The organism is Streptomyces sp. NBC_00454, from assembly GCF_041434015.1.
Lineage (GTDB): Bacteria > Actinomycetota > Actinomycetes > Streptomycetales > Streptomycetaceae > Streptomyces.
The window spans coordinates 6,546,751-6,566,687 of record NZ_CP107907.1; the positions used below are offsets into that span (position 1 = coordinate 6,546,751).

Sequence of the window (19,937 nt, forward strand, 5' to 3'; positions counted from 1 at the left end):
CCGAAAGAGACGGCCTAGCTGTTGCCCGACCTGAACATGAAGTCCTCGACCGTCTTGAGGTCCCGGTTCCAGAAGGTGATCCGGGCGCTGGAGCCGACGGTGAGGGAGGTGATCTCCTTGGGCACCGCGTGGTCGAGCATCGCCACGTCCCGGTTGCTGTCCAAGGCGCGGTCCTGGTAGCCCAGGGACACCGCCGTCACGGTGACCGTGGCCTCGCCCGGCCGGAAGACGAACAGGCCCGCGTACGCCTTCTCCTTCGGCCCGATCGTGGCGATCGCCTGCGGCTCGGGCCCCACAGCGGCGAGCGGACCCTCGATGGTGGCGCCGAAGCCGACGCGCGGATAGTGGTAGAGGGTGCAGGCCTTGCCGGTGATGTTGGTGGCCGTGATCAGGAGGTGCTGCCCCGAGTCCTGGCGGTAGGTCGACAGGGCGATCGAGAGGTCGTTGTCGTTGCACGCCACGGTGGCGTTCTTGTCGCCGCCGGATCCGCCCGATCCGCCCGAGCCCTTGCCCGGACTCTGCGAGGCGCCGGGCGTGGTCCCGCCGCCCGGGCTCGCGGTGCCCGCCGGGCTCGGGGTCGCGGAGGGGGTGGGCGTACGGGTCGCGCTCGGGCTGCCGGATGCGGCGGGGCTCTTGTCGTCGCCCGGGGTGTCGGACTGACAGGCCGCCGACGACAGGAGCGCGGCGACGGCCGTGACCCCGAGGGCGTAGGTTTTCCAACTGGAGCGGACAGTGCGCATGGTGGCCCCCGTGTGCCTTCGCATGGCTGGATTGGATTGGTCGACCGCCCCGTTCATGCCCCGCCGCGATCGCCGGAGTCCTTGCCCCGGGCAACCGTTACGGACTCAGGACATGGGGGTGGCCGTTCCGTGCTCCGGCCGACCGGTCGGCCGCGCAGGCAGTTGCTCCGGCCGGGTCAGCCGCGCAGGCGCCGCCACAGGGACGGGGCCGCGCTGATGGCCACGGTGAGGGCCACCGCCAGGACCACGCCCTTCCAGGGATCCGAGAAGAGCGAGCCGCCCAGGATGCCGATCAGGCCGTAGGTCGCCGCCCAGGCCAGGCAGGCCGGGGCGTCGCCGCGGGCGAAGCGGCGCAGCGGGAGCTCCGCCAGCAGGCAGGCCAGCATCACGGGGATCCGGCCGCCCGGGAGCAGCCGGGAGACCACGAGGACCAGTACCCCGTGCTCGTCCAGCTTGCGCTGGGCCTGGGCGAGGCGTTCGGGGGAGGCCCGCCGCCGCAGGGCCTCCAGCCAGCGCGAGCCGTTGCGGGAGGAGACCCCGCGCCGGCCCAGCCAGTACAGCGCCAGGTCCCCGGCGAACGCGGCCAGCGAGGAGACCCCGAACACCAGCAACAGGCCGAAGGGCAGCGAGTCCTGGTGGAAGGCCACCACCGCCGCGGTACTGACCAGCGCGCCCGTCGGGATGACCGGCACCAGCGCGCCCAGCGCCACCAGCACGAACAACGTCGGGTAGCCGATGGCCTGCTGGGTGGATTCGCCGGGGACCTGCGCCGCGCTCTGCGCGAGCTGGTGCAGCGTCGAGGACACGGTCACGGTCACGGTCACGGTCGTGGTCACGGGAGCAGCACCCGCTCACCGTGTGCCGGCACCACCACGGCCACCTTCGGGGCCTCCCGCCGCGCATGCCGTACGAACTCCTCGCCCGGCGAGTGGAACTCGTGCGGCCGCACCGCGTCCATCCCGATCGGCCAGTAGGTCCCCCAGTGCACCGGAAGGGCGGCCGCCGGCGCCAGCAGGGCCAGTGCCCGCGCGGCGCCCGCCGGGTCCAGGTGTCCGGGGCCCAGGTAGGGGCCCCAGCCGCCCACCGGCAGCAGGGCCACGTCCACCGGACCGACCTCCTGGACCATCGAGTCGAACAGCCCGGTGTCCCCGGCGAAGTACGTCCGTGCCGCGCCCTCCACCACGTACCCGAGCGCCGGGGCCAGCCGCGGCCCGAACGGCAGCCGCCGGCCGTCGTGGGAGGCGCTGACCGCCCGTACCCGTACCTCTCCCGCGGAGCCCGCCACCGCGGCCTCGTCACCCGGCGACATCTCCGTCACGGCCAGCCCCCGTACGTCCGCGATCCGCGCCAGCCCCGGCACGGCCCGCCGCGCCCCGCGCGGCACCAGCAGCCTGGTCCCGGCCGCCAGCCGTGCCAGCGAGGGCAGATGCAGATGGTCGGAGTGCAGGTGCGAGACGAGCACCGCGTCCGCGAGCGCCGCCTGCGGCGGGGGCAACGCCCCGCGACGGCGCCGCAGATGGGCCAGACGCCGCGCGAACAGCGGGTCCGTCAGCAGCCGGACCCCGGAGTCCTCGACCGTGCACGTGGCATGACCCCACCAGGTAATCTGCACCGGCATCCGTTCCCCCTCCGCCTTCCCGCCCCTGCCCGCCCGTTCCCGTCTCCGTCGACCCTAAGGGCTGCCCGGCGCAATCGCCCGGAACCGGACTCCCACGCCCCCTCCTCCCCGGCCGCGGATCGGAGTAGGGTCGGGCGGCATGGATGAGCTGCGCGTGGCCGCGATCGCCAGCCTGGCCCCGCTTGAGGATCTGGACGCCGATCCCTTCGCCGTCGACACCCGGAGCCAGCACGCCATGTGCGCCCGCTGGGCCGCCGGGCAGGGGTACGTCATCACGCGCGAACTGCTCGTCTACGGGCTGCGCCCCGACCACTGCGGGCTCTGGAGCGATGTGGACGCGGGCCGCGTCGACCTGTTCGTCGCCGCCAACCACCGGGTCCTGGACCGTGCGCTGCGCTCCGTGGACGAGTTCGCAGCCGAGTGCGAGCGGCGCGGCGTACGGCTGGAAACCGCCGGTCTCGACGAACCGCGGTACACCTCCGCGATGAAGGCCGAGGTGCACCGCCGGCTCTCCATGCCCACCGCCGGCTACGACGGTACGTAGACCGCCCCGGCGGACCCCACGGGGACCGTTGCGCGCGGGAGCCCGGGCGGACTCCGCGCGCCACCTTCCGTACGCGCGTGCGCCACCCGTGTCATCCGGCCGTGACGGCCCCGTTGTGCGAGCCTGGAGCAAGTGGGACGGGGGCTCGGCGGCGCGGTGCGGGCCACGGTGGTGAGGTGGGTGCGGCGTGTTGCGAGGCCGGTGGCGGAGCGCGGGCGGCACCGCGCTGCGGGTGATCATCGTCTGGGCGGTGTCCACCCTCACGATGCTCGCCCTCGCGGGGATCCTTCCCGACTTCAGGCTCCAGCCCGAGGGCGGGGACCGCGACAGCATCACGCAGATAGGACTGACGGCGGCCCTCGCCGCCGGTGCGTTCGGCCTCCTGAGCGCCCTGGTATGGCCGGTTCTCGTCCGTGCCCTGCTGCTCGTCCCGGCCCTGGTGCTCGGCCTGCTCGTCTTCTTCCTCAACGGCTCCCTGCTGCTGATAGCCCTCAGCCTGATCCCGGCCGGGCGCGGCGATGTGGCCCCGGAGACGGCCGTGGTGGTCGCGGCCGTCATGTCCGCCGTGGCGTCGGCCACGTCCACCGCCCTCGCCGTACGGGACGACGAGGCCTACCGCCGCCGGCTCTACCGGCTCGCCGACCGGCGCCGCCGCAGGCAGCGGCGCGAGGGCGCACCGGGGGCCGGCGAGCACGCGCCCGGCCTGGTCTTCCTCCAGCTCGACGGGGTCGGGTACGAGGCGCTGCGCAACGCCGCGGGCAGCGGCCTGATGCCCACGGTCGCCGACTGGCTCGACCGGACCCACCGCATCAGGTCCTGGCGGACCGACTGGTCCAGTCAGACCGGCGCCAGCCAGCTCGGCATCCTGCACGGCTCCAACTTCGACGTGCCCGCCTTCCGCTGGTACGAGAAGGACACCGGCGAGGTCATGGTCTGCAACCGGCCCACCAGCGCCGCCGAACTCCAGCGGCGCGCGGTCGGGCGCACCGGACACGGCGGCCTGCTCACCCTCGACGGAGCCAGTCGCGGCAACCTCTTCAGCGGCGGCGCGGGCCAGCTGGCCCTCGTCCTGTCCGTCTCAGCGCGCCGGGGCCCCGAGAACCGCTCCCGCGCCGGCTACTTCGCGTACTTCTCCGACCCGGCCAACTCCGTGCGCACCGCGCTGTCCTTCACCGCCGAGGTCGGCCGGGAGATCACCCAGTCCCTGCGCGGCCGCCTGCGCGGGGAGCGGCCGCGCGTCGGCCGCGGCGGGCTGTACCCGCTGATCCGCGCCTTCGCGACGGTGGTGGAGCGGGACGTGGTGGTCGCGGCGGTGATCGGCGACATGCTGGCCGGGCGCGCCGCGGTCTACGCCGACCTCGTCGCCTACGACGAGGTCGCCCACCACTCGGGCCCGCGCGGCCGGGACACCGACCAGGTGCTCGCCCGCATGGACCGCAGCCTCGCCCTGATCGCCCGGGTCGCCGAGCACGCGCCCCGGGACTACCGGATCGTGCTGCTCTCGGACCACGGCCAGAGCCCGGGGGAGACCTTCCTCGGCCGGTACGGGCTCACCCTGAAGGACCTGGTCCGCGCGGGCTGCGGGCTGCCCGTGTCCCGCAAGGCCGGCCGGACGCACAGTGGGGCCGAGGCGCGTGCCGCGGTACGGGCCGCCCTGCACCGTCCGGTCGAGGAGGAGGACGGGGAGGCACGCCCCGGGCGGGGCCCGGACCCCGTGGTGCTGGCGTCCGGCAACCTCGGGCTGATCTCCTTCCCGGACCTGCCCGGCCGGGCGTCGAGGGAGCGGATCGAGCGCGCGTACCCCGCCCTGCTGACGACCCTGGCCTCCCATCCCGGGGTGGGGTTCCTGCTGGTGGACGGGGTGGTGCTGGGGCCGGACGGGGCCGAGGCGCGGCTCGACGTGCCTGGCGCGGCGGAGGAGCTGCTGGCGGAGTTCGGGCCGGGGGCGGCGCGGGCGGTGCGGCGCACGGACTCCTTCCCGCACGTGGCCGACGTGATGGTGAACTCGGCGTACGACCCGCGGACGGGCGCGGTGCACGCCTTCGAGGAGCAGATCGGCTCGCACGGGGGCCTGGGCGGGGAGCAGGGGCACCCGTTCCTGATGTGGCCGGTGGACCTGGCGGAGCCGGAGCCCGGGCCGGGCGTGGAGCTGGTGGGCGCGGAGTCGGTGCACGAGGTGCTGCGGGGCTGGCTCCGCGAGGCGGACGGCCCCCAGGTGCCGGTCGCCCCCGGTGGCCACGAGGGTGGGGCGGCCGCCGCGCCCGCGGCGTAATTTGGAAGGAGGAGGACAGCCAGGGGGGCTCCAAGGAGTCGTCATGTCCGCGATCAGCAAGAGCATCGACATCGATCGCAGTCCCGAGGACGTCTATTCGTACATCACGGATCCCACGCACCTGCCGGAGTGGCAGGACAGCGCCGTCTCCGCCGTTCCGATGGGCGATCTCCCCGTCCACGTCGGGTCGAAGGTGGTCATCGTCCGCCAGATCGGCAAGCGGCGCGTTCCCACCACCATGCAGGTGATGGAGCTCGATCCGCCGAGGAGCTGGCACATGCACGGCCTGGACGGGCCGGTCCGCCCGGACGTGCGGGGCCACATCGAACCCCTCGACGGCGGGACCCGCTCCCGCGTGACCCTCGCCGTCGACTTCGAGGGCCACGGCGTGGGCAGGGCCCTGGTCCCGCTCGTGGTCAAGCCCATGGTCCGCAGGGACATGCCCCGGGGCGAGGAGAAGCTCAAGCACCTGCTGGAGCACTCCGCCGCCTGAGGCCTGTGGAAAAACCGGGTGCTACGGGACACACGGTGCGCCCACACTGGGCGCACCACACACCCGATCATGAGGAACTCTCCCCGTGCAGGCTGCCGTCACCGTCACCCCCGCCCAGCTCCCCGAACTGCTCCTCGGACTCGCCACCGTGCGGCCCGTGTTCCTGTGGGGTGCACCCGGGATCGGCAAGTCCTCGCTCGTGCGCAGGTTCGCCGACTCGCTGGGGCTGGAGTGCGTCAGCCTGCTCGGCACGCAGCTCGCGCCCGAGGACCTGATCGGCGTACCGCAGATCCGTGACGGGCGTTCGGTGTTCTGCCCGCCCGAGGCCATCGCCCGCGAGGAGCCGTACTGCCTGTTCCTCGACGAGCTCAACGCCGCGAGCCCGGACGTCCAGAAGGCCTTCTACTCGCTCATCCTCGACCGCCGGATCGGCTCCTACGAGCTCCCGGCCGGTTCCATAGTCATCGGCGCGGGCAACCGGGCCACCGACAACGCCCTGGCCCGCCCCATCGCCTCCGCGCTCGTCAACCGGCTCACCCACGTCCATCTCCAGGCCTCCGCGAAGGACTGGCTGGTGTGGGCCGGTGAGAACGGCATCCACCCCTGGGTCACCGACTACCTCACCGACCGCCCCGACCACCTGTGGTCGCAGCCGCCCAAGAGCGAGGAGCCCTTCTCCACGCCCCGCTCCTGGCACATGCTCTCCGACGCCCTGCACTCCTTCGGCCCGGACCTGGACGAGCAGACCCTCGGGGTGCTCGCGCACGGCACCCTCACCCCCGCGCACGCCGTCTCCTTCCGCGGCTACGCCAAGATCGTCCGCCACACCTTCGGCATCGAGGCGGTCATCAAGGGCGAGGCGAGCTGGCCGCGCCGCCTGGAGGACCGGGACCTGCTGTACTACCTCGCCGAGGCCTTCCGCGGCCGCCTGGTCAAGGACCTCCCGGCCCGCAAGGAACACGTCTCTCCCGCCGTCCGGCAGACCGCCTACCGCGCCAAGTCCCTGCTGGTGCAGCTCGCCGAGATCTCCGTCGAGGTGGCCCAGACCGTCATCGCCGACGACGCCGACGGGCAGCCGGTGCTGCCCGCCTGGTTCCTCATCGAGGCCGCCCGCGACATGCCCCGACTGGTCGAGGCCCGCCGGTGAGCACCCGCAAGCCCGCCAAGCAGGAGGCCAAGCCCGACCCCGCCACCCTCGCCTACGAGGCCGGGCGGGCGGCCGTCCGGCAGAACCCCGCCCTGAACGCCGTCTCGGCCACCCACTGCCGCAGCGCGAAGTGCGGGCACTGCACCGCCGCCGGCCTCGCCGTGGTCACCTCCAACGGCGTGATCCACGCCCACCCCACCCGCCGCGCCGCGCCCGCCGAGTGGGCCTGGACCCTGGCCCACTGCCTGCTCCACCTCGGCTTCGGGCACGTCCCCGCCTCCAAAGAGGCCGACCGGCCGCAGCCCGACCGCGCCGACCTCGCCGCCCGCTGCGTGGTCGTCAACCGCTTCCTGCTGACCTTCTCCATGGGCCGGGCCCCCGACCGGCTGCCCGAGCAGTACCCGGGCGGCGACGAGGAGCAGCTCGCCGGAGCCTGGCGCCGTGAAGGGATCCCGGACCGGTACGAGGACTGCGGTACGAGCGCTCCCGGCACCCCCGACCAGATCCTGGAGCCCTGGACGCACTGGAGCCAGGCCGCCCCCGACTGGCAGACCGGCTTCGCCCACGCCCTGACCCGGTCCGTGTCCGCCACCATGGACCTGGCCGCCGGCCGCGAGGGGCACCGGCCGCAGCCGTGGGAACGCGCCCTGAACTGGTTCGTCTCCTCCTACCCGCTGCTCGGCGGCCTCGCCGCGGGCCTGCGGCTCGTCGCCGACGCCGAGCTGGCCCGCGCCCAGGGCATCGACATCGCCGCCGTCAGTGCGGGCGCCGGGGAGATCTACGTCAACCCGTTGCGCACCTTCGCCGACGAGCAGTGGCGGTTCATCCTGGCCCACGAGATGCTGCACGCCGCCCTGCGCCACGGGGAGCGCCGCGGCGCCCGTGACCCGTACCTGCACAACGTGGCCGCCGACTACGTGGTCAACGGCTGGCTCGTGGAGATGGGCGTCGGCGAGATGCCCGAGGGGCTGCTGTACGACCCGGAGCTGCGGGACCTCTCCGTGGAAGAGGTCTACGACCGGATCACCGGCGACCTGCGCCGGATGCGCCGGCTCGCCACCCTGCGCGGCAAGGGCCGCGGGGACATCCTGGGCGAGCCGCTGGTCCACCCGGGGAGCGGACCGTACACGGACCTCGACGAGTTCTACCGGCGCGGCCTGGTCCAGGGCTTCGACCTGCACGAGCACGGGGAGCGCGGACTGCTGCCCGCCGGGCTGATCCAGGAGATCAGGGCCCTGGCCCACCCTCCGGTGCCGTGGGACGCGCGCCTGGCCCGCTGGTTCGACGAGTACGTGCCCCGCCCGGAGCCGGTACGCAGCTTCGCGCGGCCGGCCCGTCGCCAGGCCTCCACCCCGGACATCCCGCGCGCGGGCCGGTACTTCCCGGCCGAGGAGACGGCCCGCTGCACCTTCGGCGTGGTGCTCGACACCTCGGCCACGATGGGCCGGGAACTGCTCGGCAAGGCGCTCGGCGCCATCGCCTCGTACGCCGAAGCCCGCGACGTACCGGCCGCCCGCGTCGTGTTCTGCGACGCGGCGCCGTACGACGCGGGCTATCTGCCCCCGAGCGAGATCGCGGGCCGGGTGAAGGTGCGCGGCCGGGGCGGGACCGTGCTGCAGCCGGGCATCGACCTGCTGCTGCGGGCGCAGGACTTCCCGCCCACAGCCCCGGTGCTGGTGATCACGGACGGGTGGACCGACACCCTGCGGATCCGGCGCGAGCACGCCTTCCTGGTTCCGCAGGGCGCCTCCCTGCCGTTCACGCCCCGCGGGCCGGTCTTCCGACTGGCCTGAGGGGCGCGGACCCGATTTTTAGTCGAGGTAGTCGCGCAGCACCTGCGAACGCGACGGGTGACGGAGCTTCGACATGGTCTTCGACTCGATCTGGCGGATGCGCTCACGGGTGACCCCGTACACGCGGCCGATCTCGTCGAGGGTCTTCGGCTGGCCGTCGTTGAGGCCGTAGCGCATGGAGACCACGCCCGCCTCGCGCTCCGAGAGCGTGCCCAGGATCGACTGGAGCTGCTCCTGGAGGAAGGTGAAGGAGACCGCGTCGGCCGGCACGACCGCTTCGGAGTCCTCGATGAGGTCACCGAACTCGCTGTCGCCCTCCTCACCCAGCGGGGTGTGCAGGGAGATCGGCTCGCGGCCGTACTTCTGGACCTCGATGACCTTCTCGGGGGTCATGTCGAGTTCCTTGCCCAGCTCCTCCGGAGTGGGCTCCCGGCCGAGGTCCTGGAGCATCTGGCGCTGGACACGGGCCAGCTTGTTGATGATCTCGACCATGTGGACGGGGATGCGGATCGTGCGCGACTGGTCCGCCATGGCGCGCGTGATCGCCTGGCGGATCCACCAGGTCGCGTACGTGGAGAACTTGAAGCCCTTGGTGTAGTCGAACTTCTCCACGGCGCGGATCAGACCGACGTTGCCCTCCTGGATCAGGTCCAGGAAGAGCATGCCGCGGCCGGTGTAGCGCTTGGCCAGCGAGACCACGAGGCGGAGGTTGGCCTCCAGCAGGTGGTTCTTGGCGCGGCGGCCGTCCTCGACCAGGATCTCCAGCTCGCGCTTGAACGCGGGCTTGTGGTCCTCCTCCTCTTCGAGCTTGTACTCGGAGAAGAGACCGGCCTCGATGCGCTTGGCGAGCTCGACCTCCTGCTCGGCGTTGAGCAGCGGCACCTTGCCGATGAGCTTGAGGTAGTCCTTGACGGGGTCGGCGGTGGCGCCGGCCACCATGACCGTCTGCGCCGGGGCGTCGTCCTCGTCGTCGTCGGACAGGACGAAGCCGGCGCTGCCGCCCGTCTTGGGCGTCTCCTTCTCGTCGCCCTCGTCGAGGTCCTCGGCTGCCCAGTCCTCGCCCTCGGCCACGGGGGCATCGCCCTCGTCGCCGTCCTTGGCGCCCTTCTTCGTGGCAGCCGTCTTCTTCACGGCGGTCTTCTTCACGGCGGTCTTCTTGACCGTCCGCTTCTTCGGTGCGGCGGCGGCTTCCGCCGCCACCTCCTCCTCGGTGCCGGAGGCCGACGGGTCGGATATCGCCGCGGCGGTGGCCGGAGCGGCCGTCTTGCGCGCGCCGATGAGGCGCGGCGGGGCGGCAGCCTTCTTGGCGACGGTGCGGGCCGGAGCGGCGGCCGCCTTGCGCGCCTTCTTGGCGGGAGCCTTCGTCGCGGGCGCCGCACTGACGTGAAGTGCGACACCTTCCTCGTCGAGGACCTGGTTCAGGCTGCGCAGGACCCGCTTCCACTGGTCCACCGGGATGCGGCCGGCCTCGAAGGCCTGGCGCACGTCATCACCGTTGATGTGACCCTGCTCGCGGCCGCGCTCGACAAGAGCGACCAGGGCCTCGGATTCGGCGATCTCCGTGGGGAACGTACGGGACGGGCTGAGCGACACAAGGAGCCTCTCGTTGCGAACAGATAAGGGGTGGCGGGACATCATCGCGCGAACTCGGGAAACAGACCCGAGGGGGGTTTGTATTCCGAGCCGCACGAGGACACCTGTCGGTTCATCGCACGCCCGAGTAGATTCGTTACGCGCTGAATTGAGTGACCTGCGCCACGCTGTGACCGGGCAACCGATCGGCGGTGGCTGCGTCCGCCCATTTCTCAGCCCGTTTTGCGGGCCTCGATGAGGAATCGGGCGGTGTGCGCGATGAACGGGCCTTCGCGTTCGATCTGTTCGTGCAGCTCGCGCAACCGGTCCCGGTGCTGCCCGACCGTGAAGCCGGGCACCATCCAGATCACCTTCCGTAGAAAGTAGATCACGGCTCCGATGTCGTGGAACTCCGTCCGCAGTCGCTCCGAGCGCAGATCGACCACCTCCAGCCCCGCCTTCGTGGCGTCGGCGACCGCGTCGTCGGGGTGGCGGCCGCGGCGGACCGCCTCCGGCTGCGGGCCCAGGAAGTACTCGACCAGCTCGAAGACGCTCGCCGGACCGACCTGCTGGGAGAGGTACGTGCCGCCGGGCCGCAGCACCCGCGCGATCTCCTCCCACCAGATCGTCACCGGGTGCCGGCTGGAGACGAACTCGAACGCCTCGTCGCCGAACGGCAGCGGGGGCTCGTCGCTGTCCGAGACCACCACCGCGCCGAGCGGATGCAGCAGCCGGGTCGCTTTGTCGATGTTCGGCGGCCAGGACTCGGTGGCGGCCATCAGCGGGGGCAGCGGCCCGGCTCCGGCGAGCACCTCGCCGCCGCCGGTCTGGATGTCCAGGGCGGAGCGGACGCGGGCCAGGCGCTCCCCGAGGAGGCGCTGGTAGCCCCAGGAGGGCCGCTGCTCGGTGGCCCGGCCGTCGAGCCAGGAGAAGTCCCAGCCGTCCACGGATACGGACTCGGCTTCCGCGACGAGATGGTCGAAAGTGCGCGTCATGTCTAGATCCTCCCAGCTCGGGCGCGGCTCATCCACTGGATTGGCACGGCCCGGGGGCCCCGATGGACCCGGCGGGGGTTCGCCTACACTGGGCGGCGGGCCGTGACTGGCGTTCGGGTGGATCACCACCGGGGAGCGGCCCGGCGTGCTCCCGTACGTCGACTGCCGCGCGCCTGGGCGAACCGCGATCCCGCAGCGACGCTCAGGAGACCCCATGACGACTGCCCAGACGACCGTGAACACGCAGACCACGGCCACGGACACGCAGACCACCACCGTGGACACCCGGACCGCCGGGCTGATGGACGGCACCGCCCTCGCCCGCCGCATCTCGGAGCAGACCGCCGAGTACGCCGCGAAGATCACCGAGCGCACCGGCACCGCACCCTGTCTGGCGACCGTGCTGGTCGGCGAGGACCCCGCGTCCGTCACCTACGTCCGCATGAAGCAGAACCGCTGCGCGAAGGCCGGGATCACCTCCCGCCACGTGGAGCTGCCGGCCGAGACCACCACCGAGGAACTCGTCGCCACCCTGACCGCGCTCTCCGAGGACCCGGAGATCAGCGGCATCCTGCTCCAGCACCCGGTTCCCCACCACATCGACGAGCGCGCCGCCTTCGAGGCCATCGCCCCCGGCAAGGACGTCGACGGGGTCACCATGCACTCCTTCGCCGCCATGGGCTTCGGCCTGCCGGGCTTCGTCTCCTGTACCCCCGGCGGCATCATGCGCCTGCTCGCCGCCTACGACGTGGACCTGACCGGCAAGCACGCCGTGGTCGTCGGCCGCAGCGCCATCCTGGGCAAGCCGGCCGGGATGCTGCTCCTGGAGCAGAACGCCACCGTCACCTACTGCCACTCCCGCACCGTGGACCTGCCGTCGATCGTGCGCCAGGCGGACGTGCTGGTCGCCGCCGTCGGCAAGGCCGAGTTCATCCGGGGCGAGGACATCAAGCCGGGCGCGGTGGTCCTGGACGCCGGGTACAACGAGGGCAACGTCGGCGACGTCCACTTCGAGTCGGCCGCCGCCCGCGCCTCGCTGATCACCCCCGTGCCGGGCGGTGTCGGCCCGATGACCATCGCGGTGCTGCTGGAGCAGACCGTCCAGGCGGCCGCCGCGCAGGCCGGTCTGGCGCTCGCCGACCTCTGAGCGACCTTTGCCCCGCCGCGGCGGTGCGACCGTACGACGAACGCCCCGGGCCCTTCGGTCCGGGGTGTTCCGTTTCCGCGGGTAACGGGCCGAAAGACCGATCCGGGCCGCCCGCACCACCGTTGCAATGAATATGTGAACGCATCGATGGATATGCACAAGAAGCGGCAGCGGCACCCGCGCGGACTCGCCACCCTGGTCCTCGCCGAGCTGTGGGAGCGCTTCAGCCTCTACGGCATGGTCGCCATCCTCGTGCACTTCCTCGCGGCCTCCCGCGGGCACGGCGGGATGGGCCTCCACGAGGGCACCGCCGAGGCCGTCGAAGGCGTCTACATGGCCATGATCTCGCTGCTGGCCCTGCCCGGCGGCTGGATCGCCGACCGGTTCCTCGGCGCCCGCCGGGCCGTCCTGTGGGGCGGCGTGGTCATCATGGCCGGCCACGTCCTGATGGCCGTCCCGAACCCGGTCTTCGTCTGGCCCGGCCTGGTCCTCATCGTCATCGGCACCGGCCTGCTCAAGCCGAACATCTCCGCCCTCGTCGGCCGGCTGTACGCCCCCGAGGACGACCAGCGCCGCGACGCCGGCTACTCGATCTTCTACATGGGCATCAACCTCGGTGCCGTCATCGCCCCGCTCGTCGTCGGCTACCTCGGCGAGGAGGTCAACTGGCACCTCGGCTTCGGCGCCGCCGCCGTCGGCATGGCGCTGGGCCTCGTCCAGTACGTCCTCGGCGGCCGCAGGCTCGCGGGCCAGCTGCGCGAGGAGCCCGTGGTCCGGCTGACCCCCGCCGAGCGCGCCAAGGTGCGCAGGACCTCCTCGTACGGGCTGGTCTTCACGGCCGTCCTGATCGGCCTGCTGGTCGCCGCGCACGCCCTGAGCATCGACAACATCACCTTCGTGCTCACGATCGTCGCCGTGGTGGTTCCCGCCGGAGTGCTGCTCTCGATGTACCGCAGTCCCAAGGTCGACGCGGTCGAGAGGACCCGGCTGCGCGCCTACGTCTGGCTGTTCCTGGCCGCCACGCTGTTCTGGCTGGTCTACGACCAGATGGGCAACGAGCTGAACCTGTTCGCCGCCCAGAAGACCGACCTGTCCCTGCTGGGCTGGCACATCCCGGCCAGCTGGACCCAGTCGCTGCCCTCCCTCTTCGTGATCGTCCTGGCCCCGCTCTTCGCCGTGTTCTGGGTCCGCCGGGGCAAGCGCATGAGCACCCCGTTCAAGTTCGGCCTGGCCCTGCTGCTGACCGGCGCCTCCTTCGTGGTCATGTCGGGCGCCGCCGCCATCGCCTCCAAGGGCGTCAAGGTCTCGCTGATGTGGCTGGTGGGCGTCTACGTGATCCAGGTGATGGGCGAGATGTGCCTGAGCCCGGTGGGCCTGTCGGTCACCACGAAGCTCGCCCCGCGCGCCTTCACCAACCAGATGATGGGCGTCTGGTTCCTCGCGGCCGCCACCGGAGACGCCATCGGCGCGCAGCTGCCCCGGCTCGACGCGGTCATCGGCCAGAGCTGGAACTTCCTGTGGCAGGGCGCGATGGTGATCGCGGCCGGCGCGGTGATGGTCTTCTTCACCAAGCGGCTCAAGGTGCTGACGGGAGAGGCCGCCAAGGGGGCACAGAGCCCCGAGCAGGCCCTGGTGGCCGCCTGACACCCTCTGGCACCCCGGCGGGGCCCTGCGGAGGCCTGTGGGGGCCTTGTCGGGGCGGGGAGGCCCGCGGAGAGCCCGCAGGGAGCCTGCAGGGAGCGACAGCTTTCTGTCAGACCCCCGCGGCCTGGCGGCGGACCTCGGCGACGATCGGGGAGGCGTCGAACTCCCGGGCCAGCTCGGTCAGCGGCCGCGAGTCCAGGCGGTACGGAGCCTCGCGGCCCGGCGCCGCCTCGCTCCCGCGCCCGCCCGCCCGTTCGGCCGCCGCCCGGCGCTGGCAGGCGGCCGCGAGCATGGCCGCGTCCGCCACCAGGGCGGCGTGCCGCTCGGGCCGGCCCTGGGCGCGCGCGGCCTCGTACGCCTCCGCGCGCACGGCGGGGTCGAACCAGCACACCAGCGCCAGGATCCCGTCGTCGATCACCGATTCGCGGTGGATCAGTCGGATCCCGACCGGGGACCACCAGGTCAGCGGCACGGGCCGCATTCCGCACGGGGAGAATCCGCGCAGGGCCGCCCAGAGCGGCCGCAGCCGCCGGTAGCGGCTGTAGTCCCGCCAGGGCGCCGATCCGCCGACCAGCGGCACGATGAACCCGGCTCCGACCAGCAGGGCCGCGGCGGCGGCCAGCGGCGGTGCCCCGTAGGTGGACAGGTAGTCCAGGTCCCCGCCGCGCCAGCGCGCGACGACGGCGGTCCACTTCACGACGAGGAAGGCCAGGTCGAACGCTCCGCCGAACATGAGCAGGGCCAGTCCCGTGCGCAGCGGCCGCATCGCCGGATCCAGCCGGCGCAGCCACTTCCAGCACAGCACGGTGAGCGCGGTGCTGCCCACGGTGTGTGCCGACAGATAGCAGACGATCATCTCGCGCAGCCACGGCGTGTTGGCGTAGTACGTGTCCATGGCCCTCAGCTGCTCGACCGGTGCCTCGCCCTTGGCGAACAGGGCGACGATCGCCACGGTCACGGCGCCGTACGCGGCCACGGTCAGCCGCGTGGCCCGGCGCACGGCCGGGGTCGCGGGGCCGCTCCAGTGCAGGATCAGCACGATGCAGGCGCCCGAGAAGGCGGTGAGCAGGCTGTAGACCAGGGGGGCGGAGAAGTTGACGACCCCGGTCAGCCGGTTGACGGCGACGATGGTCGGAGGCGCCGAGAGGAAGACGGCGAGCGAACCCACCACGAGCAGGGTGCACACGGCGCGCATGAGGGGCTGGTCCCACCCCCGGCGTAACGTCGGGGCCTTGACGATCAGTGCCGTGGCGATCACCGCGCCCGGCACGTAGAGGACGAGGCTTTCCGTCATCGCGCCCGTCCGACGGGGTCGGCCGGGTCCGAGGTCCCGGTGTCGACGGTCTCGGCGGCCTGGGCGGCCTGGGCGGCCTCGGCGGGCGCTTCCGGCGCGGCCGGGCCGTCCAGGTCCAGGCCCGCGACCGCCCGCTCCGCGGCGGTCAGCGGAGCCGCCTTCAGGGCGCCGTGCTCGGAGGCCCGCAGCACCTCCCAGACCACGGCGGGGCGGACCCAGTACGTGGGCGCCCGGTTCATGGTGATGACCTGGAGCAGGGCGGCGGTGAGCGATTCCTTGGTGGTCGCGCCGGTCATCAGCCGGTCGACGTACGCGTTGAGCACTCCGGCCCCGGCGCGCGGCTTCATGCCGGTGGCACCCGGGTACTTGATGTCCTGCGAGGTGGCGAGGTCCCAGGCGACGGCCACCTGCGGGGCGATGGCGCGCTGCGCCTCGATGCCGATGGAGGGGTGTGCCAGGCCCTTGGCGCGCAGCAGCGTACGGACGGCGAGGATGCCCTGGGCGGCGACCGTCATGCCCTGGCCGTAGAGCGGGTTGAAGGTGGCGACCGAGTCCCCGACGGCGAAGAAGCCGTCGGGGAGTTCGGCCTTCTCGAAGAAGATCCGGCGGTTGGCGGTGCCCTGGGTGACGGAGACGCCGGTCAGCGGCTTCTTGCCCTCGAGGAGCTCGCCGACGATCGGGTCGCGGACCCCCTTGGCGAAGGGGATGAAGGCCTCCGGGTCGGAGGTGGGCTGGCCGCCGTAGGTGCCGGAGAGGGTGGCCTGCCACTGGCCGTTCTCGATCGGGACGATCGTCGCCGTCTGGCCGGGTACGGGCACCCGCGGGTCGGACTGCACGTTGATGATGGGGAACCCCATGGCGTGGGCGCCTTCGGGTGCCTCGAAGATGCGGGTCGCGTAGACGAGGCCGGAGTCCACCCCGGCCTCCTTGAGGTCGCTCACGCCGAGCGCCTCCAGCCAGGTGCGGGCGCGCGAGCCGCGGCCGCTCGCGTCGACCACGAGATCGGCGGTGACCAGCCGGTTCTCCTCGCCCGGGGTGTCCACACGGACCCCGGTGATCCGGTCGGCGCCGCCCTCCAGGGCGCGGACCCGGCTCTGCTGGAGGGTGGTGACCCCGGCCAGTCCGATGACGCGGGAGCGGATCACCGAGTCGAGGAGGTCGCGGCTGCAGGAGATGTTGAACTGCATCTCGCCGTGGCGCGGCAGCCAGCCCTGGGCGGTCTTGCTGACCAGGTCGCTGGGCAGGCTGCGGCGGAAGGCCCCGGCGGCCTGCCAGTCATCGGTGATCCCGGGCAGGATCTCCTCGATGGCGCGCGCGCCGCCCGACCACAGGAGGTGGGTGTGCCGGGCCTGGGGGAGTCCGCGGCGCGGCTCCGGGCCTTCCGGCAGGGTGTCCGCCTCGATGATCGTGACCGTCGCGTGCTCGGCGAGGACGGCTGCCGTGAGCAGGCCGGCCAGGCTGCCTCCGATGACGACGGCGTGGCGGGGCGGGGAAGACTGGGTCATCGTGTGGTGCTCTCTGTCAGGGCCGTGCGCAAACGCATCGGCGGAGGAAGTGCGTCGGCGGGGAGGCGGAGGCCGGCCGCCGGGTGCGGACACCGGGGCCGCGCTCAACCTCCCCAGCCGAACGAGGTCTTGATGCGCTCGATCGCTTCGGGGACTTGCTCTTCCCGGGGTGGTGGAAGGAACGTCTTGAGGATCAGTCCGAGGTGCAGCCCGAAGGTCTCCGCGCGGATCTCCGCCGGATCCTCCCGGTCGGCGCGGGCCGCGGCCTGCCGGACGACGGAGCTCAGCCCGCCGTCGGAGCGCAGCAGCTCCGCCAGGCTGCCGTGGCCTTCCGTCAGCCGGGCCGCGACCGCCATGCCGGAGCCGTGCCGGTCGCAGGTGCCCTCGTCCATGTGCCACAGCTCGTGGCAGGCGATGACGAGCTGGTGCTCGGGCCGGGTGCGCTCCTCGATGACGAGGAGGTCGCGGTCCTCCATTTCCAGCCACAGCCCACTGGCCGTGTCGGGAGGGAAGGCGGCGAACCGGAACAGCACCGGCCGCTCGCGGCCGCGGCCGTAGGCGCCGCACAGCTTCGCGATGATGTCGGCGGCCTCGGTGTTCGGGGTCAGGCGGGCGGCCGCCACCAGGTCGGCGCCGAGCTTGCGCATGGCGCGTGTGGTCCTCATGGCGCTTCCCCTTCGGTCGGGCGGCCCAGTTGTCCCTCGCGGGCGAGCAGGTCGTCCAGGTGGTCTGCCAGCGACTTCCAGCCACCCGGCGAGAGCTTGCCCGCCCGGGTGACGATGCTGCGCACGTCGTGGGCCCGCATCACGGCGAGCATGGGGTTCTCCGCGGGCCGCTCCGCGGACTCCAGCTCGCGCTCGATCCCCGCCAGGGCGCCGGCGAGCGCTTCGGCGTCGTCGGCCAGCAGGAAACCGGCTTCGACCCCGTAGAAGCGCTGGATCCCGGCGGCCGCCGCGAGATTGGGCAGCCCCTCGCCCTGTGCGAGGCGGGTCAGGGACTGGCCCGAGGCGTCGAAGGAGCCGGCGATGGCGGAGAGGGAGTGGGGCTGGCCGTCTTCCCGGGGGCGGGTGCGGCGCAGGTGCTCGAACCGGAGGCGGACCTGCTCCTTGAGCGGGATCCGGGGCGGGTTGCCGTCGAGGGTGAGCCGGATGGCCTGCGGGGTGATGCCGGTGAGGTACGAGAGGTGTTCGAGGTCGTCCGTGCCGCCGGTGGCGGAGCCGGCCGGTCCGCCTCCGGTGGTGGCCAGGGCCCGTTCCACCGCGCTCTTGCTGTCGGCGAGCAGGAAGCCGGCGTAGACCCCGAAGAACCGCTGGACGCCGGCCGCGTGGCCGAGCCGGGGCAGTCCGGTGCCCGCGTTGAGCGGGCCGAGGGAGGCGCCGGGTGCGTCGAAGTCCTCGGCTATGGCGGCGAGGGGCCACTCCCGGCCGTGCTTGTCGCGGCGGGTGGTGCGAAGCCGCAGGAAGCGCTGGTGCACCCGCTCGTACAGGGGCAGTTCGGCGGCGGTGCCGGCCAGGACCCGGGGGATGCGGGCCGGTTCCACCCCGGACAGGTGGCTCAGCCGTTCCACGGCGAGCACGTGCTCCGGATCCTGGCCGCGCTGCTCCGCCAACGCCACGACACGGCCCCAGGCCGCGGTGAGGTCGGGTCGGGCGGGGGCACGCACCGGGTGTTTCTCCGTCAGTAGAGAGAAGGTTCGAATCGGTTGCTCTGCGTGAAGCGTAGCCCCCGGTTCCGTGGCGGAACAGGGCGCCCCCAACATTTCCTTCTCTCAGGCTCAAAAAATGTGGGGCCGAAGGCGAGGCCCCCCGCCTGCCGCAGAGCGCCCATTACTCCTGGGGTAATCGACCCGGCAAGGGCTCCGGCGGCACAGTGGAGCCATCGGGTTCCGGGGCCGCGCACTCGGCTCCGGAACCCGGGTCATCCGTACTCCACCAGCGCAAACGACCCTCGATGGAGGCTGATCCGCCATGTCCGCAACCCTGCTCACCGCCGTAGCCCGTACCGCCGTCCCCCAGGCCGCGCTGCGCCGCTTCCTCGCCCTCGACTCCGTCGTCACCACCGGCAACGGGCTCGCCTACGCCGCCTTCTCCGCGCCCCTCGGCCGGCTGCTCGGCCTCGGGCAGGGGCTGGTGCTGGGGCTCGGGGCGTTCCTGGTGTTCTACGGGGCGGGCGTCGGCCTGCTCGCATCGCGCCGGCAGCCCCCGGTCTTCCCCGTCCGGCTCGTCATCGAATCCAACTACGCCTGGGCCGCGCTCAGCCTCGTCGCCCTCGTCGCCTGGTTCACGCCCACCACCGCGGGGGCGGTGTGGATCCCGGCGCAGGCGCTCACCGTCGCCTCCTTCGCCCTCCTCCAGCAGCTCGCGCTGCGCGCGGACTCAGGGCGCCAGTGACCGCAGGTACTTCACGGTCGCCGGGTCGGCCGGCAGGAGGGTCTCGATGGCCAGCTCGGCGACCGTCACGTCCATGGGGGTGTTGAAGGTGGAGATGGAGGACACGAAGGAGAGCAGGTGCCCGTCGTGCTCGATCCGCAGGGGGAGCGCGATGTACGGAACTGCTTCGTCCGGTTCGCTGTCGCCCGGCTGCTCCGAGGCCGGGGGCAGCGGATACGCCGCCACCTCCTCGTACAGGGCGCGCAGCGGCTCCGAGCGGGCCAGCGCGATCTGCCGCTCCATCTGGGCCAGCAGGTGCCCCCGCCACTCCCGCAGGTTGCGGATCCGGGGCGCGAGGCCCTCGGGGTGCAGGGTCAGCCGCATGGCGTTGAGCGGCCCGGCCAGCAGGTGCTCGGGCATTCCGTCCATCAGCATCATGATGCCGCGGTTGGCCGCCACCACGTTGTACGCGGCGTCCACCACCAGCGCCGGATACGGCTCGTAGCCGGTCAGCAGCCGTTCCAGACCCTCGCGCAGCACCGTCATCGAGGGGTCGTCCAGTGGGGTGTGCGCGTACCGGGGCGCGTAACCGGCGGCCAGCAGCAGGGCGTTGCGGTCCCGCACCGGCACGTCCAGCCGGTCGGCGAGCCGCAGCACCATCTCCTCGCTCGGCCGGGAGCGGCCGGTCTCCACGAAACTGATGTGCCGGGAGGAGGAATCGGCGCGGCCCGCCAGCTCCAGCTGGCTGAACCCGCGCCGCTCCCGCCACGTTCGCAACAGGGCGCCCACCGTCACAGTCGTCAT

At 72.7% G+C, this 19,937-nt stretch carries 18 protein-coding genes and 1 riboswitch; of the genes, 8 read left to right on the forward strand and 10 right to left on the reverse strand.

Annotation, left to right across the window (positions count from 1 at the left end):
* Positions 1–14 precede the first annotated feature (14 nt).
* From OHU74_RS29890 to OHU74_RS29900, 3 genes are all read right to left on the reverse strand, one after another.
* Complete coding sequence (locus tag OHU74_RS29890) at positions 15–764, reverse strand: DUF4232 domain-containing protein (RefSeq protein WP_371618738.1); 750 nt, start codon at positions 762–764, stop codon at positions 15–17.
* Between the two features lie 152 nt (positions 765–916).
* Entirely contained in the window at positions 917–1,534 is a 618-nt protein-coding gene (locus OHU74_RS29895) for a DedA family protein (protein ID WP_371619856.1), read from the reverse strand.
* 38 nt (positions 1,535–1,572) lie between these two features.
* Positions 1,573–2,358, reverse strand: a complete 786-nt coding sequence (locus OHU74_RS29900) for an MBL fold metallo-hydrolase (protein WP_371618739.1) — start codon at positions 2,356–2,358, stop codon at positions 1,573–1,575.
* 139 nt (positions 2,359–2,497) lie between these two features.
* Here OHU74_RS29900 and OHU74_RS29905 point away from each other — a divergent pair, with 139 nt between their 5' ends.
* The 5 genes from OHU74_RS29905 to OHU74_RS29925 all read left to right on the forward strand — a co-directional run bounded on the left by OHU74_RS29905 (position 2,498) and on the right by OHU74_RS29925 (position 8,607).
* Positions 2,498–2,902, forward strand: a complete 405-nt coding sequence (locus tag OHU74_RS29905) for a hypothetical protein (RefSeq protein ID WP_330299468.1) — start codon at positions 2,498–2,500, stop codon at positions 2,900–2,902.
* 187 nt (positions 2,903–3,089) lie between these two features.
* Positions 3,090–5,174, forward strand: coding sequence for a phage holin family protein (locus tag OHU74_RS29910; protein ID WP_371618740.1), 2,085 nt, complete (start codon positions 3,090–3,092; stop codon positions 5,172–5,174).
* Between the two features lie 43 nt (positions 5,175–5,217).
* Complete coding sequence (locus OHU74_RS29915) at positions 5,218–5,667, forward strand: SRPBCC family protein (RefSeq protein ID WP_371618741.1); 450 nt, start codon at positions 5,218–5,220, stop codon at positions 5,665–5,667.
* A gap of 85 nt (positions 5,668–5,752) precedes the next feature.
* On the forward strand, positions 5,753–6,814 hold the full coding sequence (locus OHU74_RS29920) for an ATP-binding protein (RefSeq protein WP_371618742.1): 1,062 nt from the start codon (positions 5,753–5,755) through the stop codon (positions 6,812–6,814).
* Positions 6,811–8,607: a hypothetical protein gene (locus OHU74_RS29925; RefSeq protein WP_371618743.1), complete on the forward strand. Its 1,797-nt coding sequence runs from the start codon at positions 6,811–6,813 to the stop codon at positions 8,605–8,607. The genes OHU74_RS29920 and OHU74_RS29925 overlap by 4 nt, the downstream gene beginning before the upstream one ends.
* An 18-nt stretch (positions 8,608–8,625) precedes the next feature.
* Here OHU74_RS29925 and OHU74_RS29930 read toward each other — a convergent pair whose 3' ends face one another.
* Together OHU74_RS29930 and OHU74_RS29935 are read right to left on the reverse strand one after the other, a co-directional pair.
* A complete protein-coding gene (locus OHU74_RS29930; RefSeq protein ID WP_371618744.1) occupies positions 8,626–10,200 on the reverse strand; it encodes an RNA polymerase sigma factor in 1,575 nt (524 codons plus the stop codon).
* 212 nt (positions 10,201–10,412) lie between these two features.
* Complete coding sequence (locus tag OHU74_RS29935) at positions 10,413–11,174, reverse strand: methyltransferase domain-containing protein (RefSeq protein WP_371618745.1); 762 nt, start codon at positions 11,172–11,174, stop codon at positions 10,413–10,415.
* 92 nt (positions 11,175–11,266) lie between these two features.
* Positions 11,267–11,360: riboswitch (ZMP/ZTP riboswitch) on the forward strand.
* A 115-nt stretch (positions 11,361–11,475) separates the two neighbouring features.
* Here OHU74_RS29935 and OHU74_RS29940 point away from each other — a divergent pair.
* Both OHU74_RS29940 and OHU74_RS29945 read left to right on the forward strand, forming a co-directional pair.
* On the forward strand, positions 11,476–12,321 hold the full coding sequence (locus OHU74_RS29940; RefSeq protein WP_371619857.1) for a bifunctional 5,10-methylenetetrahydrofolate dehydrogenase/5,10-methenyltetrahydrofolate cyclohydrolase: 846 nt from the start codon (positions 11,476–11,478) through the stop codon (positions 12,319–12,321).
* A gap of 135 nt (positions 12,322–12,456) precedes the next feature.
* Positions 12,457–13,965: a peptide MFS transporter gene (locus OHU74_RS29945; protein WP_371618746.1), complete on the forward strand. Its 1,509-nt coding sequence runs from the start codon at positions 12,457–12,459 to the stop codon at positions 13,963–13,965.
* 109 nt (positions 13,966–14,074) lie between these two features.
* Here the strand turns inward: OHU74_RS29945 and OHU74_RS29950 are convergent, their stop codons facing one another.
* From OHU74_RS29950 to OHU74_RS29965, 4 genes are all read right to left on the reverse strand, one after another.
* Positions 14,075–15,259: an MAB_1171c family putative transporter gene (locus OHU74_RS29950; protein WP_371618747.1), complete on the reverse strand. Its 1,185-nt coding sequence runs from the start codon at positions 15,257–15,259 to the stop codon at positions 14,075–14,077.
* Complete coding sequence (locus OHU74_RS29955) at positions 15,256–16,764, reverse strand: NAD(P)/FAD-dependent oxidoreductase (RefSeq protein WP_371618748.1); 1,509 nt, start codon at positions 16,762–16,764, stop codon at positions 15,256–15,258. The genes OHU74_RS29950 and OHU74_RS29955 overlap by 4 nt, the downstream gene beginning before the upstream one ends.
* Before the next feature lie 104 nt (positions 16,765–16,868).
* Complete coding sequence (locus tag OHU74_RS29960; protein WP_371618749.1) at positions 16,869–17,429, reverse strand: toxin-antitoxin system, toxin component; 561 nt, start codon at positions 17,427–17,429, stop codon at positions 16,869–16,871.
* Entirely contained in the window at positions 17,426–18,427 is a 1,002-nt protein-coding gene (locus tag OHU74_RS29965) for a hypothetical protein (RefSeq protein WP_371618750.1), read from the reverse strand. Before OHU74_RS29965 ends, OHU74_RS29960 begins: the two co-directional genes overlap by 4 nt.
* A 304-nt stretch (positions 18,428–18,731) precedes the next feature.
* Between OHU74_RS29965 and OHU74_RS29970 the strand changes: the two genes are divergently transcribed.
* Entirely contained in the window at positions 18,732–19,154 is a 423-nt protein-coding gene (locus OHU74_RS29970; protein WP_371618751.1) for a hypothetical protein, read from the forward strand.
* Here OHU74_RS29970 and OHU74_RS29975 read toward each other — a convergent pair.
* Complete coding sequence (locus OHU74_RS29975; protein WP_371618752.1) at positions 19,140–19,937, reverse strand: helix-turn-helix domain-containing protein; 798 nt, start codon at positions 19,935–19,937, stop codon at positions 19,140–19,142. The genes OHU74_RS29970 and OHU74_RS29975 overlap by 15 nt on opposite strands.

Coding starts and splice junctions, on each gene's coding strand:
- OHU74_RS29935 (WP_371618745.1), bottom strand. CDS start 11,174: ATGACGCGCACTTTCGACCATCTCGTCGCGGAAGCCGAGTCCGTATCC.
- OHU74_RS29915 (WP_371618741.1), top strand. CDS start 5,218: ATGTCCGCGATCAGCAAGAGCATCGACATCGATCGCAGTCCCGAGGAC.
- OHU74_RS29955 (WP_371618748.1), bottom strand. CDS start 16,764: ATGACCCAGTCTTCCCCGCCCCGCCACGCCGTCGTCATCGGAGGCAGC.
- OHU74_RS29970 (WP_371618751.1), top strand. CDS start 18,732: ATGTCCGCAACCCTGCTCACCGCCGTAGCCCGTACCGCCGTCCCCCAG.
- OHU74_RS29960 (WP_371618749.1), bottom strand. CDS start 17,429: ATGAGGACCACACGCGCCATGCGCAAGCTCGGCGCCGACCTGGTGGCG.
- OHU74_RS29975 (WP_371618752.1), bottom strand. CDS start 19,937: ATGACGACTGTGACGGTGGGCGCCCTGTTGCGAACGTGGCGGGAGCGG.
- OHU74_RS29890 (WP_371618738.1), bottom strand. CDS start 764: ATGCGAAGGCACACGGGGGCCACCATGCGCACTGTCCGCTCCAGTTGG.
- OHU74_RS29905 (WP_330299468.1), top strand. CDS start 2,498: ATGGATGAGCTGCGCGTGGCCGCGATCGCCAGCCTGGCCCCGCTTGAG.
- OHU74_RS29900 (WP_371618739.1), bottom strand. CDS start 2,358: ATGCCGGTGCAGATTACCTGGTGGGGTCATGCCACGTGCACGGTCGAG.
- OHU74_RS29950 (WP_371618747.1), bottom strand. CDS start 15,259: ATGACGGAAAGCCTCGTCCTCTACGTGCCGGGCGCGGTGATCGCCACG.
- OHU74_RS29940 (WP_371619857.1), top strand. CDS start 11,476: ATGGACGGCACCGCCCTCGCCCGCCGCATCTCGGAGCAGACCGCCGAG.